Genomic DNA, 15668 nt, shown 5'->3' on the forward strand with positions numbered 1-15668 from the left:
CCTGTGTCAACGCGGATCATCCAAAGATCTGAAACACTTGGCCTTACATAATGACGTGATTGGACAAGAACATGAAACACACACTCCGCATCACCACCGCCGCCCTGACCCTTGCCGCCCTGAGCACCGGCGCCTTTGCGCAGAACCAGGGCGACTTTACCCTTGGCGTTGGGCTTGGCGGCGTTTTCCCGACGTCCGGCAATGGCACCCTCGCTGGGGCAGAGGCCGACATCGACGATGGTTATGCCCTGACCATCACAGGCGAATATTTCATCTGGGACAATGTGGGCATTGAGTTGCTCGCGGCGACCCCGTTCGAGCATGATATCGACCTGGCAGGTATCGGTTTCGCAGGCTCGATCAATCACCTGCCGCCCACCCTGTCGGTCAACTACCACTTTCCCACGGACACTGCATGGAAGCCCTATCTGGGTATCGGTGTGAACTACACCACCTTCTTTGACGAGGAATCTCCGCTTGGGAATCTGGAGCTGGACAACAGCTGGGGTGTTGCGGTGCAGGCCGGCGTGGACTACGCGTTCAGCGACAAGGACGCGTTCCGGGCCAACATCCGCTGGATCGACATCGACAGCGACGTGACCCTGGATGGGGCTCAGATCGGCACGGCGGAGATTGATCCCATCGTGCTCAACTTCGCTTATGTGCGGAAGTTCTGACCGGGAGGGGCGCGTCATGCCTGCGCCTCGCGTGCGGCGCGCGCCCTGAGTTCCTTGCGAATGACCTTGCCCGTGACCGTCATGGGCAAGGCATCCACAAATTCAATTTCCCTTGGATACGAATAGCTTGCAAGCCGTTCTTTGACGTGATCCTGCAAGGCTATGCCGGATGGGCTGCGCCCTTGTTTTGGCACGACGTATGCCTTTACAATCTCTGTCCTTAGGGGATCGGGTTTGCCCACCACCCCGACAGTGGCAACATCCGGGTGGGTCAGCAGGCAATCTTCGATCTCTGACGGGCCGATGCGGTATCCGGCGGACGTGATCACATCATCGTCCCGTCCGACAAAACGGATGTCCTCTCCGTCTTGTTGGCCGCGATCTCCGATCAGCATCCAGTCACCCCGGAATTTCGCCGCGGTAGCAACGGGCCGTTGCCAGTATTCCAGCATCATTGACGGTGCGCCGCGCTTTACCGCAATATCGCCCTCTTCGTCCGTTATGTTGCCGTCCGCATCAATCACCGCGACGTCAAAGCCCGGCACGGCGCGGCCCATACACCCCGGTTTGGTGTCGTAGCGGGCGGTACAGGACGTCACCACCATGTTGCATTCGGTCTGCCCGTAGAACTCGTTGATCGTGACGCCGAGCGCATCGTGCCCCCACGACAGCATTTCCGCGCCCAGCGGTTCGCCGCCGCTGGCGACCGAGCGCAGGCCGGTGATACGGGCCCCTTCAGCCTTGAGCATCCGCAGCGCAGTTGGCGGGAAAAACACATTTTTCACAGCAGCATGTGCGATGATATTGATGCACTCATCAACCTCGAATCGACGCATACGGGACGCAACCACTGGTACGCCCATGACAAGGCCGGGCATCAGCACATCGAAGAGCCCCCCGATCCAGGCCCAATCAGCGGGTGTCCAAATGCAGTCACCGGGTTGGCCCAGATCGTCATGGCTGAGACGCACCCCCGGCAGATGCCCGTCCAGCACGCCATGTCCATGCAGTGCGCCCTTGGGCGCGCCTGTGGTGCCCGATGTGTAGATCAGGACGGCAGGCGTTTCAGCCGTCGCTGGCGCAAACGGAACCGGATCACCGGGAATACCGGCTGTATCTGCCATCCAGCAGGTTGCAAGCTCCCCCACCAGGGACGCGCCCTCGGCGTCTGTCAGCACGAGTGCTGCGCCTGCGTCCTCGATGCGGGTGCGCAGGGCATCTTGCCTGAACAACTTGAACAAGGGCACTGAAATCGCGCCTGCTTTCCAGATCGCGAGATGTGCCGCAGCACACCATGGCGTTTGTGACAGAAGGACACCGACCCGGTCGCCGGCATTCACATGTAATTGCAAGGCGCGGGCCAACCCATCGACCATCTCGGACAACTGGCCGAACCTCACGTCCTGGCGGTGACCTGCGCCAAAGTCGATGATCGCGACCTGCTCGCGCCGGTGATCTAGGCACTGAAATGCCATGTTCATATGCCGCCCTCCAGATCGACAACAGACAGGCTGCCCCACCGGTCGACCGCATAGAGGATCCCGGCACAGCGCACGTAGAAGACGGCGCCGTCCTCGCCTGGCCAACCGACACATTGGCTACGATCGCCGCCATGTTGGGCCACATGCGCGTCGGCAACAGATTCGATCACACCACTGGCATCCAGGGTCACCTGCCGCTGCCCCAGCCAGAACCCGCCAAGGGCCGCCAGAACAATAAGTACAGCCGTGGTGATAATGACCTGCCGCGGCATCACATCATCGCCGAGACCAGTTCACGGCCCACCAGCATGCGCCGGATCTCCGACGTGCCCGCGCCGATCTCCATCAGCTTGGCGTCGCGGAAGATGCGGGCGACGGGCGCGTCGTTCAGGAACCCGGCGCCGCCCATGGCCTGCACGGCCTGATGCGCCTGTTTCATGGCCTCTTCGGAAGCGTAAAGGCAGCAGGCCGCCGCGTCCTGGCGCGTGACCTCGCCCCGGTCGCAGGCCTTGGCCACTTCGTAGACATAAGCGCGGGCAGAGTTCATCGCGGCATACATATCCGCGATCTTTCCCTGCATCAGCTGAAAGTTCCCGATAGGCTGGCCAAACTGCTTGCGCTCGCTGACATAGGGCATGACCTCGTCCAGACAGGCGGCCATTATGCCAAGGCCAATCCCCGCCAGCACCACGCGTTCGTAGTCGAGACCAGACATGAGAACGGCAACACCGCGCCCTTCTTCACCCAGAATATTCTCGAACGGGACTTCCACATCTTCAAAGATCAACTCGCCCGTATTTGAACCACGCATGCCGAGCTTGTCAAAATGGGGCGAAGTGGAAAAACCCTTCATCTCTTTTTCAATCAGAAATGCGGTCATGCCCCGGGGGCCAGCCTGAGGATCCGTCTTGGCATAAACCACCAGCGTGTCGGCGTCGGGGCCATTGGTGATCCAGTATTTCGTACCGTTGAGTATAAAGCGATCATTCCGCTTTTCGGCCTTCAACTTCATCGACACCACGTCGGAACCGGCGCCCGCCTCGGACATGGCCAGCGCGCCAACATGCTGGCCGCTGACGAGACCGGGCAGATAGTGCGCCTTTTGCTCGGGCGTGGCGTTCAGCTTGATCTGGTTGACGCAGAGGTTGGAGTGCGCGCCGTAGCTGAGCGAGACCGAGGCGCTGGCGCGCGCAATCTCTTCGATGGTGACGGTGTGGGCGAGATAACCCATGCCGGCCCCACCGTCCTCTTCGTTTACGGTGATGCCCAGAAGGCCCAATTCGCCCATCTCGGGCCAAAGCTCCGACGGAAAGTTGTTATCACTGTCGATCTTGGCGGCCATCGGTTTGACACGGTCCTGCGCCCAGCGATGCACCATTTCGCGCAGCGCGCCGATGTCTTCGCCCAGATCGAATGCCATGGATGCGTGGAACATGGGCCCTCCCCCGATATTCACCCGTAAATTGAACGGTTGTTCATAAATAGCGGGGAAGGGTTAACATGTCGAGTCCCGGCCCGGACCCGTCAGCGGAGTTTAGTGGTCCATGAACTCGCGCATGCTGACGCGACCATCGCCATCGGCATCCACGAACTCGATGATTTCGGGCACCTTGGCAGAACTCTGCATGCCGATAGCGGCACGGCATTCTGCGCTGATCTTTGCCTCGTCCACGCGGTAGGCGGCGGCAAGCTCTGCCTCGGTCACAAAGCCGTTGCCGTCGGCATCAGCCTCTACAAAATCGCTGGCGCGCTGGCGTTCATAGGACGCGACGTATTCCTTGAGCGTGACGACACCGTCCAGATCGGAATCATAGAATTCCATATGCCCATCCGCCAGCATCTCTGGCGTCGCGTCCCAGCGCTCTTGCCATTGTGTGCCTTCGCAGGCAGGCGGCACATCGGCTTTCGCGATACGGTGGGTCATGTCCGTCACAAGCTCGTCGTAGTTAACGATACCGTCACGGTTCGCATCAAGCGCGCGGAAATTGCCTTTGAAGTCGGTCCTGGCCTCGGCACCTGCGAGCGACACGGATACGAGAACGAACACGGTTACGGCGACCGGCGCACCGGCAAACATTGTTTTGCTCCACATGGGGGCCTCCTTGGTTACAAGTCGAGGCACGGCATCTTCGGCAATCAATCGGCGCAAGGCAGCACTCATGGATTCTCCGCGCGCCGCCGCGCGGGCGGCAAAGGCGGATTTCTCACTTAGGCTCACCCGAACTTCGAGCGTTTCGGATTTCTTTTCTTGGCGCATGGTCGATTGCTTGATGGGATAACGTGCTGCCTGCAACAGGTCACATGTGGTATACCAGATGCTACCATCACCATGCCGGGACGCACGCGATTTCGTGTCCGGACATGTGTTTTAGGCGGAAATGCGTCGGTTCAGGCCATGCCGCGATTGTGGGCGCGCGAGACCTCATCCCGGATGATGCGCGCAATCAACGCGCAATCGTCCAGACTGAAGGTGAGCGGCACGCGCAGGTCGACGATTCCCGCCAGCACGCGGTCGCTGGCCGCCATGGGTTTCGACGGCGCATAGCGCCAGCTGTCATAGCGGCTGGTGAAGGCGACGGGTTCAGCAGCCCCGAACCACTTCAATTCGACCCCACGGGCAGCGCATTTGGCCACCACGTCACGCACAGCCGAGGCGGCCCAGTCAAGCAGCAGGAACTGGAAGGACGAGCCGACGATTGTTTCCTCGTCTGGTCGTTCAATCACGGTGAGGCCGGGCGTATCGCGCAGACCCTCTTCGAGCGCATAGTAGCGGTCATTCCAGCGCCGGCATTGCGTTGCCAGATCGGCCACTTGCGGGCGCAGGATCGCCGCGCGCAGGTTGTCCATGCGGCCCGATATGTTGGGTATGTGGTACTTGATGTCGTCAAACGCCTCTTTCGGCGGAGCGGCGAGGTGGCGTTCATAGAGCATATAGCTGCCCGACAGCATGACCGCCTTGGCCGCGAGATGCGGGTCGTCTGTGACGAGAAAACCGCCCTCGCCCGCGTTGACGTGTTTGTAGGTCTGGCACGAATAGCACCCGATGGCCCCGTGCCGCCCTGAAGGCGTGCCGTTCCAGGCAGCACCCATGGTATGGGCGCAATCCTCGATCACGGTCACGCCAGCCGCGTCGCACATGGCCATGAGCCGGTCCATGTCGCAAATATGCCCGCGCATGTGGCTGAGGAGCAGAACACGTGCCTCGCCCAGCTTGGCTTCAAGATCATCAAGGTCGATGGTCAGGCTTTCGGTGACGCCAACGAAAACGGGGATCGCACCAAGCGATGCGATGGCTCCGGGCACCGGTGCAAGGGTGAAGGCGTTCGACAGCACCGTGTCGCCCGGCGTAACTCCGACGGCGCGCAAGGCAGTCGCCATCGCATAGCCACCCGAGGCGACTGCCAGGCAGTATTGTGATCCGACCGAAGCCGCAAACTCCTGCTCGAGCAGCGCGGTTTCGGAGTGTTCACCAGCAGCAGTGTTGTAGCGGTGCAGGCGCCCGTGCCGCATGACTGCAATGGCGGCCTCGATCCCCGCTTCGGGGATGGGCTCTTGCTGGGTGAAACTTCCGTTGAAACGCTCTGTCATGGGCTGTTTGTGAAATGCGGCGCGAGACCCGTCAAGATGCCGGCGCCCGATTTCGGAAACTGAAACACCAACTGACGATTATCCCAGCGGGCGGAGCGCTGCGACGACCGCAGGGAGCGCCGCGAAGTTATCCAATAGGGCTTCCGGTTCGAGCGCCGCCATATCCTCCGCCGACGGGCCGAATGTGACTAAGATCGACGGCACACCTGCGGCACGCGCCGTGTTGCGGTCGGTGTCGCTGTCGCCGACCAGAACGCATGCGTGCGGATCGACACCAAGGCGGCGCGTCGCCTCGAACAACGGTTCGGGGTCTGGTTTGCGAACGGGGAGCGTATCGGCCCCCACCAAGCTGCCGAACGCATCGCGCACGCCGAGGTCCTGCATCAGTTGCTCGGCCAATCCTTCGGGTTTGTTGGTGCAGATGCCGATGGCATAGCCGTGATCTTGCAGAACCGCGATGCTGGCCATGACACCGGGATAGAGCGTTGTGCGACTGGAGATATCGGCGGCGTAAGCGTCCAGCAGAACAGGATAGTACCGATCCACCATGGCGTCATCCATCCGGTCCATTCGGGTCAGTCCCGTGCGCAGCATCATCCGCCCGCCGCGCAGAGCAACGCCTGCATCCTCAGGTCCCAGGACATCACCCAACCCCATGTCGCGAAAACAGTAGTTGGCCGCGGCAAGGAGATCGCCGCTCGTGTCCGCCAAGGTCCCGTCGAGGTCAAAAATAACAGCTGCCATACCCGCCTTTCTGGCGGATGCCCGCCTGTTCCTGTTGCAAGCCGAAACCATGTTTGATGACCGGGCCGCTTGCGCCTTTGCCCCCAGCGGATAAACAGGGCCAAACAAAAAGACAAAGAGAAACCCATGAGCGTTGCACTCATCATCCTGGCCGCGGGCAAGGGCACACGGATGAAATCGGACCTTCCCAAGGTTCTTCACCCCATTGCCGGTGCGCCCATGCTGCACCACGCTATGCAGACCGGCGCGGCACTTGACCCGGCCCGAACGATTGTGGTCGCGGGTCATGGCGCGGATCAAGTGCAGGCAGCCGCCCTCGCCCATGACCCCGCTGTCGAGGTGGTGATACAGGAAGAGCAGCTTGGCACCGGCCATGCCGTCGATCAGGTGCGCGCGGCGCTAGATGGCTTTGAGGGCGACGTTGTGGTGTTGTTCGGCGATACGCCCTTTCTGCAGCCCGAGACACTTACGCGTATGGTCCAGGCGCGGCGCACGCATGACGTCGTGGTGCTCGGCTTTGACATCGCCGCGGTGCAGCCGCGCTATGGCCGCCTGGTCATGGACGGCGACCGACTGGTCAAGATCGTCGAATACAAGGACGCGACCGAGGATGAACGTGGGATCCGCTTCACCAACAGCGGTTTGATTGCCTGCGAAGCCAAGACACTGTTTGCCCTGCTGTCAGAGGTCACGAACAACAATGCCTCAGGCGAATACTACCTGACCGCCGTGCCCGAACTGGCGAACGCCAAGGGCCTGAAGGTCACCGCCATCAAATGTGACGAGGCCGAGACGCTAGGCATAGACAGCCGCACCGACCTTGCCGGGGCAGACGCGATTTTTCAGGCGCGAGCGCGGGCGGAGTTGCTGGACAGTGGTGTTACCATGATGGCGCCCGACACGGTCTATCTATCCTTTGACACTGTGATCGGTCGCGATGCACTGATTGAACCCAATGTGGTGTTCGGTCCCGCCGTGACTGTCGAAAGCGGAGCCACGATCCGCGCGTTTTCGCATCTGGAAGGGTGCCATGTGTCGCGCGGCGCCATAGTCGGCCCATATGCCCGCCTGCGCCCCGGCGCCGAATTGGCCGAGGACGTGCGCGTGGGTAATTTCGTCGAAATCAAGAATGCCACGCTGGCCGAAGGCGCCAAGGTCAATCACCTTTCCTATATTGGCGACGCGTCGGTGGGCGCAGCCAGCAACATCGGCGCGGGCACCATCACCTGCAACTACGACGGCGTGATGAAGCACCGAACCGAGATTGGCGCACGCGCCTTTATTGGGTCGAACACGATGCTGGTCGCGCCTGTGTCGGTGGGAGATGAGGCGATGACCGGCTCAGGGTCGGTCATAACCTCTGACGTAGATGACGGGGCATTGGCGATCGCCCGTGCGCCGCAGGTCGAAAAACCGGGCATGGCCCGCAAACTCTTTGAACTATTGAAGGCCAAAAAGGCCCGTCAGAGCAGAGGCAGCTAGATGTGCGGAATTGTAGGCGTTCTGGGCAACCACGAGGTCGCGCCCATCCTGGTCGAAGCGCTCAAGCGCCTGGAGTATCGCGGCTATGACAGTGCGGGCATCGCAACGGTCAATGGCGGTGCGCTCGACCGCCGCCGCGCGGTGGGCAAGCTGGTCAACCTGAGCGACAAGCTGGTGCATGAACCGCTGGCCGGAAAGGCCGGGATTGGCCACACCCGCTGGGCGACGCATGGTGGTCCGTCAGAGGGGAACGCACACCCGCACCGCGCTGGTCCGGTTGCCGTCGTCCACAACGGCATTGTCGAGAACTTCCGCGAATTGCGAGGCGAGCTGGCGGAGGCTGGCATCGGGTTTGAGACAGAGACGGACACCGAAACCGTCGCCCTGCTGACCCATCACCACATGCAGCAAGGGATGGCTCCGGTCGAGGCGGCGTACAAGACCATCGACAGGCTCGAAGGGGCTTTTGCCCTCGCCTTTCTCTTTGACGGGCAGGACGACCTGATTGTCGCTGCGCGCAAGGGCTCACCCCTCGCCATCGGACACGGCGACGGCGAAATGTTCGTCGGCTCCGACGCCATCGCCCTTGCGCCCCTGACCGACCGCATCACCTATCTGGAAGAGGGTGACCGCGCCGTCGTCACACGCCAAGGGGTCGAGATCCGCGACGCCAACGGCAGCCTTGCCAACCGCGCCGTGCGGCAAATCCAGATTGATGCGGCCCGCGTCGACAAGGCCGGGCACAAGCATTTCATGGCCAAGGAAATCGCGGAACAGCCGGGCGTGTTGAACACGACGCTGGTCAACTACCTTGGCACTGACGGCGAGATCACTCTGCCCGACCCCGGCATCGACTTTACCGCCATCGACCGTTTGACCATGGTGGCCTGCGGCACCGCGTACTACGCGTGCCTAACCGCCAAATACTGGTTCGAGCAGGTGGCCCGCCTGCCGGTCGAGGTCGATGTGGCATCCGAATTCCGCTACCGCGAACCGCCCATTCCGGGGCGCACATTGGCTCTGTTCGTCAGCCAATCGGGCGAAACGGCGGATACGCTTGCTGCGCTGCGCTACTGCGAGGGGAAGGCGGACAAGATCGTATCAGTCATCAACGTGCCCGAAAGCTCGATCGCGCGGGAAAGCGATCTGGCCCTTCCGATCCATGCCGGGGTCGAGGTCGGCGTCGCCTCGACCAAGGCGTTCACCTGCCAATTGACCGTGCTGCTCATGCTGGCACTGCGGGCTGCCCGTGACCGGGGCGCGATTGACGCTGATGTATTTGCGGATCACGTGTCGGCCTTGCGCGGTCTGCCCGCGTTGATGACGCACGGCATTGACCGCAGTGCCGTGATGCAGGCGACAGCCCGCAAACTGGCTGAGGCACGTGACATCCTGTTCCTGGGCCGCGGCGTCATGTACCCGCTGGCCCTGGAAGGCGCTCTGAAACTCAAGGAAATCAGCTATATACACGCCGAAGCTTATGCATCAGGCGAGCTGAAACACGGCCCTATCGCGCTGATCGACAAGCATGTTCCGGTCGTTGTTATGGCACCCAAGGACGGGCTTTTCGACAAGACGGTGTCGAACATGCAGGAGGTCATGGCGCGCAAGGGCAAGGTGGTGCTGGTGTCGAACGCCGCAGGGATCGCGGAAGCTGGCGATGGGGTCTGGGAAAAGATTGCGATGCCGGATTGCCCGGACATCGTGGCCCCCATCCTCTATGCCCTGCCCGCGCAGCTTTTGGCTTATCACACGGCTGTAGCCAAGGGCACGGATGTGGACCAGCCGCGCAACCTGGCCAAATCCGTGACAGTGGAATGACGCCCGAAGCCGCTCTGGCCGAGATCGAAGCCCATGCCGATGCGGAGCGCGCCAAGGGGGCCAGGGCATATCACAAGTCGGACCGGCTGCATTTGGGCGTGCCGAACCCGGTGCTGAACGATCTGACCAAATCGTGGCGCCAGAGCCTGGATGTGCCTGCGCGCGTCACTCTGGCAGATGGGCTTTGGTGCACGGACATTTACGAGGCGCGCGTTGCCGCTGCCAAGCTGCTGACGCAGGCACGGATACGGCCGGATGCGGAAGCATGGGATCTGATCGCGTCCTGGGTGCCCGATTTCGACAGCTGGGCCATTGCCGATCATGCTTGCATGGCCGGTCAAAAACGTCTGGTCGCGGACCCCAGCCGGCTGGATCATGTCGAGGGGTGGACGGTATCCGATCACATGTGGACGCGCCGCGCGGCGTTGGTCATCACCCTGCCATGGACCAAGCGGAACAATCCCAAGCCTCAGGATATCGAAGTCAGGGGTCGCGTTCTGGGTTGGGCGGCAACGTATGTACCGGATCACACCTGGTTCATTCAGAAAGCCATCTCATGGTGGTTGCGCGAACTTTCAAAGCACGACGAGCAGCGCGCGACGGCATTCCTGGCCAAGCATGGCGACGCGATGAAACCGTTCGCTCTGAAAGAGGCGCGGAAGTACCTGTAGCCGAGGTTTGATGCGAACTCGATCGGCTTTCCGATGCGGACAGCTTTGCCAAGTGATCGAAACGGCGCCGGATTCGACTGATTTTGCGCGACAAGGAACGTCACCCACCGAAGACATCCACCTCCGGCAACCCGGTCAGCGGTGCGCCAAGCGCTTGCATCGCCGCCAATGACAGGCGGCTGCCAGCCGTCGCCGGTCCATCAATCGGGATCAATGTCACATCAACTGTCGTATTGGTTGCGTCATAGTAAACGCGGCCAGGCTGCTCGACCGAGACCAGAGGGGTCTTAAGCCAAAGGCCCGGCTCTGCCGCATTGCCAAGAGACGCAACCGTACGGCCCAGCGTTCCGATAGATACTTCGCCCTCCGGCCCCAGGACATCGTCTGCTCCGATCACCGTCTCGTCCTCCGGCTTGGCAGCAACATCTGGCGCGACAGGCTCATCGCCTTCAGCCACCACTGCCGCGGGCCGCGTCCCGCCTGCCCATTGAGGGACGACGTCACACGCCGAGAGGGCCAAACCACAAACCCCGAACATCATCCACCGCATTGCTTACACCTCGACTTTGGTCCCTTATTCCGCGATCCCCCCTTGCGAGAGGGCCGCGCCATGCCTACCACTATCGTATGACTGCCCCATTGATCGACCCCTTCCAGCGCGCGATTACTTACCTGCGCGTTTCCGTCACCGACCGGTGCGATTTCCGCTGCGTCTATTGCATGTCGGAAAACATGACGTTCTTGCCAAAAAAAGAGCTTCTGACGCTCGAAGAGCTTGATCGCATGTGTTCGACCTTTGTGGGCCTTGGTGTTGAAAAGCTGCGGATCACAGGCGGTGAACCGCTGGTGCGCCGGGACATCATGACATTCTTCAACGGCATGGGCCGCCATCTTGATGCGGGCACGCTCAAAGAGTTGACGCTGACCACGAACGGCAGCCAGCTCGAACGCTTTGCCAAGGATCTCTATGCCGCCGGTGTGCGCCGGGTGAACGTGTCGCTGGACACGCTGGACGAGGCGAAATTCGCGGATATCACCCGTTGGGGCCGCCTGCCTCAGGTATTGCGCGGCATTGATGCGGCGCAGGCTGCAGGGCTGCGGATCAAATTGAACGCCGTGGCGCTCAAAGAGTTCAACGAAGACGAGTTGCCCACGATCACACGATGGTGCGCCGAACGGGACATGGACCTGACCTGGATCGAGGTCATGCCCATGGGTGACATCGGCAATGAGGACCGCTTGGGCCAGTACTGGTCGCTCAAGGACGTGCGCGCACGCTATGCCGAGCACTACACCGTCACAGATCTGGCCGAACGGACTGGCGGCCCGGCCCGCTATGTGCGGCTGGAGGAGACCGGTCAGAAGATCGGCTTTATCACCCCGCTCAGCCACAATTTCTGCGAAAGTTGCAACCGCGTGCGCATCACCTGCACGGGGGAGATTTACATGTGCCTGGGCCAGGAAGACATGGCAGATCTGCGCGCGCCTTTACGGGATTTCCCCAATGATGACCGGGCACTGGAAGAGGCCATTCGCGCCGCCATCGCACTCAAGCCCAAAGGGCATGATTTCGACTATTCCCGCCAACGGCTGGACGGGCAGATGCCACGCCACATGAGCCACACAGGCGGCTAACCCCACAATGCGGCCAGCGGCCCTTTATCGGCTCTACCGCGCGCTGAGCGCGGTCGCCCTGCCCTTTGCCGCGCGCTCTGCGGTCGGCAAGCTGCGTCGCGCGGGGGTGCCGGTGCACCGCGCCCATGAACGGCTGGGCCATGCCACGCTTGAGCGCCCGCTTGGCCCGCTGATCTGGTTTCATGGCGCGTCAGTGGGCGAGGCGAAGTCGGTCCTACCGCTGATTGCCCGCATCCGCGATGTGGCCTCTGGCACGCAGATCCTGCTGACCTCGGGCACTGCAACCTCGGCCGAGGCGATTGCCACCCGGTTGCCCGATGGCGCCATGCATCAGTTCAGCCCCCTTGACGGGGTTGGTCCTCTCACCCGTTTTCTGGGGCACTGGCGTCCGGACCTATGCGTTCTGGTGGAATCCGAGCTATGGCCGAACCTTTTGAACCTTTGCGCTGAGCGGCACCTGCCGGTCGCACTTCTCAACGCTCGCCTCTCGGACCGCAGTGCCGCCGGATGGAAGAAGTATCCCGGCACCGCAGCGTACGTGCTGCGCGGCATCGCCTGGGCCCATTGCCAGGACCGCCGCAGCCGGGATCACCTGCGCGACATGGGGCTGGATGCGGCAGAGCAAGGTACAAACCTGAAATCCATTCTCGGCGCGCCGCGCGTGACACCGCAGGCGCTGGACGCGGCCCATAACAGGCTGGCGGGTCGCCCTGTTTGGGTCGCCGCCTCCACCCATCCCGGCGAGGAAGAACAGGTGCTCGCCGCGCATAAGACGTTGCTGCGCGCATATCCGAACCTGTGCCTGATCCTTGTGCCGCGCCACCCCGAACGGGCTGATGACATTCTGGCCCTCATCGAAAAGGCAGGGCTGAGCGTCGCACAGCGCAGTGCGCGCGGTGATTTGGACCACGGTGCCGAAGTCTATCTGGCCGACACAATGGGCGAGACGGACCTGTGGTACGCGCTGAGCCCCATCGTGTTTCTGGGCGGGTCGTTTTCCGATGTCGGCGGTCATACGCCTTTTGAACCTGCCGCCGCGCATACGGCCATCCTGCATGGACCGAACTATGCCAATTTTGCCGAAGCCTATGCCGCATTCCTGATGAAGGACGCGAGTGTAGAGGTCCGCGACGGCGCGGTCCTGGCCACCGAGGTCGAGGCGCTCCTGACCCACCCCAGCCGTGCTGCACAGCTTGCGAGCAACGCCCGCCCCCTCGCCCCCACAGGCACCGAGGCGCTGGACCAGATTGCAGGTCGGCTCTTTTCACTGATGGACGACCACGCTATGGGGCCGCATGCGTGACCTTGCCCAAATTGATGTCATTGCGCCCAGTTTCAAACGGCGCCTGTCGGGCGTCACAGCAACGGTGGCACGACTTGTGCCTTTGCAGGCGCAGTCCATCGCAATCACCGCCTGCGCGCCCGAGATGCCGGATGAGGTTCCGAATGTGCATTGGTCCAGGCTGCTGACCATGTCGCGCGGCGGCCCCTCTGGCCCGCGCGTCTGGCATGCCCGCCGCAACGTGGAGATGATTGCTGGTCTTGCCCTGCGTGGACTGTTGGGCAAACGGATCAAGCTGCTGTTCACCTCGGCCAGCCAGCGGCACCATACGGGTCTGACTAAGGCGCTGATCCGGCGCATGGACGCAGTCATCGCCACGTCGGACAAGACAGCCGGGTATCTCGAATGCCCGGCCACGGTAATCCACCACGGCATAGACACCGACACGTTTGCCCCCCACCCAGACAAGGCCGCGCTGCGGGCGGAACTGGGTCTGCCAACCGGCCCGCTCATGGGGTGCTTTGGCAGGATCCGCGCGCAAAAGGGCACGGATGTGTTTGTGGACGCGATGATCCGCGTGCTTGGCGATCACCCAGACGCCGCCGCCATCGTCATGGGCCGGGCCGTGGACAAGGATCAGACATTTCTCGACGACCTCAAGGCACAGGTGCAAGATGCGGGGCTGACCGACCGCCTGTTGTTTTTACCGGAGGTTCCTGTCTGGGAGACGCCCCGATTTTACCAGGCGCTCGACATCTACGTCGCGCCCCAGCGCTGGGAAGGGTTCGGCCTGACCCCGCTTGAGGCAATGGCCTGCGGCGCGCCGGCCATCGCAACCCGCGTCGGGGCGTTCGATGAGTTGGTGTTAGATGGAAAGACCGGCACTTTGATTGACGCAGGCGACGTCGACGAGATGGTTGCGGCGACGCAAGCGGTTCTGTCGGACCCACCCAAACTAGCCAAATGGTCCGAGTGCGCCCGCGCGCATATGGTCCAGCACTTCCAGCTACAACAGGAAGCGGACGCGATCATCGCGATCTACAAGAAACTCCTGAACGACTGACGGGACGGTGGGTGGGGCGATCTGCCCCGGCAGGAGCGTCACCCGTCCGTCACGACGCCAGGGGAAGCCGCTGCTCCACAATCTCCGCCCACCAGGAACAGCCCGCCGGAATCGCCTCGTCATTGAAGTTGTATTCGGGATGGTGAACCATCGCCGTGTCGCCGTTGCCCACAAGGATGTAGGCACCAGGCCGCTCTTCGAGCATAAAGGCGAAATCCTCGCCCCCCATCACCAGCGGTGCCTCATCACACTGACCGGAGACTGAGCGCGCCACATCGGCGGCGAATTCCGTTTGCGCGTCGTGGTTTACCATGACCGGGTAGTTGCGGTTGTAATTGACCCGCGCGACACCGCCGAAGGTGCTTGCCACACCTTCGCAAATCTCAACCACACGCTTTTCGGCCAGATCGCGCGCCTCGGGGCTCATGGTGCGCACGGTTCCCATGATCTGCACCTTCTGCGGGATCACGTTGAAGGCCTTCGACGATGTCTCGAACGACGTGATCGACACCACGATGCGGTCGATCGGATCGGCATTCCGGCTCACGATGGATTGCAGCATCGTCACCGCGTGCGACGCCATCAGGGTCGTGTCGATGGTCTCCTGCGGCTTGGCGGCATGTCCACCCAACCCCTCGAACTCGATCTCAAGAAGATCGGTCGCGGCAAAGAACGGACCTGGCCGAATGGCGAACTCTCCCACGGGCCGCCCCGGCCAATTGTGCATGCCATAGACTTCGTGAATGCCCCAGCGATCCATCATGCCATCGTTGCACATCTCGCGACCGCCGCCCCCACCCTCTTCGGCGGGCTGAAAGATCACGACAACGGTACCGTCGAAATTCCGCGTCTCGGACAGGTATTGCGCTGCGCCAAGCAACATGGCGGTGTGTCCGTCATGCCCGCAAGCATGCATGGCACCCGGCGTTTTCGAGGCGTATTCCACGCCCGTCTGTTCGTGGATCGGCAGCGCATCCATGTCGGCGCGCAGGCCGATTACCTTGCCCGAGCCGTCCGCCTTGCCCTTGATGACGCCCACGACACCGGTCCGCCCGATGCCTTCGACCACGTCGTCACAGCCAAAGGCGCGCAGCTTTTCGGCGACCAGCGCGCTTGTGCGATGGGTTTCGAACAGGATTTCGGGATGCTGGTGGATGTCACGACGCCAAGCGGCGATGTCGGCATGCATTTCGGCAAAACGGTTCTTGATGGGCATTCGTTAAT

General features: G+C 62.0%; 15 protein-coding genes. 7 read left to right on the top strand and 8 right to left on the bottom strand.

The genetic code is table 11. The features are described 5' to 3' along the window. Nucleotides 1–71 precede the first annotated feature (71 nt). On the top strand, nucleotides 72–677 hold the full coding sequence (locus tag BWR18_RS08865) for an OmpW/AlkL family protein (protein WP_076627635.1): 606 nt from the start codon (nucleotides 72–74) through the stop codon (nucleotides 675–677). A 14-nt stretch (nucleotides 678–691) separates the two neighbouring features. Here the strand turns inward: BWR18_RS08865 and BWR18_RS08870 are convergent, their stop codons facing one another. From BWR18_RS08870 to BWR18_RS08895, 6 genes are all read right to left on the bottom strand, one after another. Further along, on the bottom strand, nucleotides 692–2158 hold the full coding sequence (locus BWR18_RS08870; RefSeq protein WP_076627636.1) for an AMP-binding protein: 1467 nt from the start codon (nucleotides 2156–2158) through the stop codon (nucleotides 692–694). Beyond that, entirely contained in the window at nucleotides 2155–2430 is a 276-nt protein-coding gene (locus BWR18_RS08875) for a hypothetical protein (RefSeq protein WP_076627637.1), read from the bottom strand. Before BWR18_RS08875 ends, BWR18_RS08870 begins: the two co-directional genes overlap by 4 nt. Then, nucleotides 2430–3593: an isovaleryl-CoA dehydrogenase gene (locus BWR18_RS08880; RefSeq protein WP_076627638.1), complete on the bottom strand. Its 1164-nt coding sequence runs from the start codon at nucleotides 3591–3593 to the stop codon at nucleotides 2430–2432. The genes BWR18_RS08875 and BWR18_RS08880 overlap by 1 nt, the downstream gene beginning before the upstream one ends. A gap of 99 nt (nucleotides 3594–3692) precedes the next feature. After that, nucleotides 3693–4415 (bottom strand): EF-hand domain-containing protein, encoded by a 723-nt coding sequence (locus BWR18_RS08885; protein WP_076627639.1) that lies wholly within the window; start codon nucleotides 4413–4415, stop codon nucleotides 3693–3695. Nucleotides 4416–4546: 131 nt separating this feature from the next. Continuing rightward, the gene (locus BWR18_RS08890; RefSeq protein ID WP_076627640.1) at nucleotides 4547–5746 is read right to left on the bottom strand and encodes a DegT/DnrJ/EryC1/StrS family aminotransferase; all 1200 of its coding nucleotides are present in this window, start codon (nucleotides 5744–5746) and stop codon (nucleotides 4547–4549) included. A 78-nt stretch (nucleotides 5747–5824) separates the two neighbouring features. Continuing rightward, nucleotides 5825–6490: an HAD-IA family hydrolase gene (locus tag BWR18_RS08895; protein ID WP_076627641.1), complete on the bottom strand. Its 666-nt coding sequence runs from the start codon at nucleotides 6488–6490 to the stop codon at nucleotides 5825–5827. A 126-nt stretch (nucleotides 6491–6616) separates the two neighbouring features. Between BWR18_RS08895 and glmU the strand changes: the two genes are divergently transcribed. Genes glmU through BWR18_RS08910 form a run of 3 tightly spaced genes read left to right on the top strand, consistent with a single transcriptional unit; the run spans nucleotide 6617 to nucleotide 10464 of the window. After that, entirely contained in the window at nucleotides 6617–7972 is a 1356-nt protein-coding gene (gene glmU / locus BWR18_RS08900; RefSeq protein WP_076627642.1) for a bifunctional UDP-N-acetylglucosamine diphosphorylase/glucosamine-1-phosphate N-acetyltransferase GlmU, read from the top strand. Continuing rightward, nucleotides 7973–9793, top strand: a complete 1821-nt coding sequence (glmS, locus tag BWR18_RS08905) for a glutamine--fructose-6-phosphate transaminase (isomerizing) (RefSeq protein ID WP_076627643.1) — start codon at nucleotides 7973–7975, stop codon at nucleotides 9791–9793. Further along, nucleotides 9790–10464, top strand: a complete 675-nt coding sequence (locus tag BWR18_RS08910) for a DNA alkylation repair protein (RefSeq protein ID WP_076627644.1) — start codon at nucleotides 9790–9792, stop codon at nucleotides 10462–10464. Before glmS ends, BWR18_RS08910 begins: the two co-directional genes overlap by 4 nt. Before the next feature lie 100 nt (nucleotides 10465–10564). Here the strand turns inward: BWR18_RS08910 and BWR18_RS08915 are convergent, their stop codons facing one another. Beyond that, a complete protein-coding gene (locus BWR18_RS08915) occupies nucleotides 10565–11014 on the bottom strand; it encodes a hypothetical protein (RefSeq protein ID WP_076627645.1) in 450 nt (149 codons plus the stop codon). Nucleotides 11015–11091: 77 nt separating this feature from the next. Between BWR18_RS08915 and moaA the strand changes: the two genes are divergently transcribed. From moaA to BWR18_RS08930, 3 genes are read left to right on the top strand one after another with little or no spacing between them, the layout of a single operon-like run. Then, nucleotides 11092–12099: a GTP 3',8-cyclase MoaA gene (moaA, locus tag BWR18_RS08920; protein WP_076627646.1), complete on the top strand. Its 1008-nt coding sequence runs from the start codon at nucleotides 11092–11094 to the stop codon at nucleotides 12097–12099. Between the two features lie 7 nt (nucleotides 12100–12106). After that, nucleotides 12107–13402, top strand: a complete 1296-nt coding sequence (locus tag BWR18_RS08925; RefSeq protein ID WP_076627647.1) for a 3-deoxy-D-manno-octulosonic acid transferase — start codon at nucleotides 12107–12109, stop codon at nucleotides 13400–13402. Further along, a complete protein-coding gene (locus BWR18_RS08930) occupies nucleotides 13395–14444 on the top strand; it encodes a glycosyltransferase family 4 protein (protein WP_076627648.1) in 1050 nt (349 codons plus the stop codon). Before BWR18_RS08925 ends, BWR18_RS08930 begins: the two co-directional genes overlap by 8 nt. A 49-nt stretch (nucleotides 14445–14493) precedes the next feature. Here BWR18_RS08930 and BWR18_RS08935 read toward each other — a convergent pair whose 3' ends face one another. Beyond that, nucleotides 14494–15660, bottom strand: a complete 1167-nt coding sequence (locus BWR18_RS08935; protein WP_076627649.1) for a M20 aminoacylase family protein — start codon at nucleotides 15658–15660, stop codon at nucleotides 14494–14496. Between the last annotated feature and the right edge of the window lie 8 nt (nucleotides 15661–15668).

This window comes from Tateyamaria omphalii (assembly GCF_001969365.1).
GTDB lineage: Bacteria > Pseudomonadota > Alphaproteobacteria > Rhodobacterales > Rhodobacteraceae > Tateyamaria > Tateyamaria omphalii_A.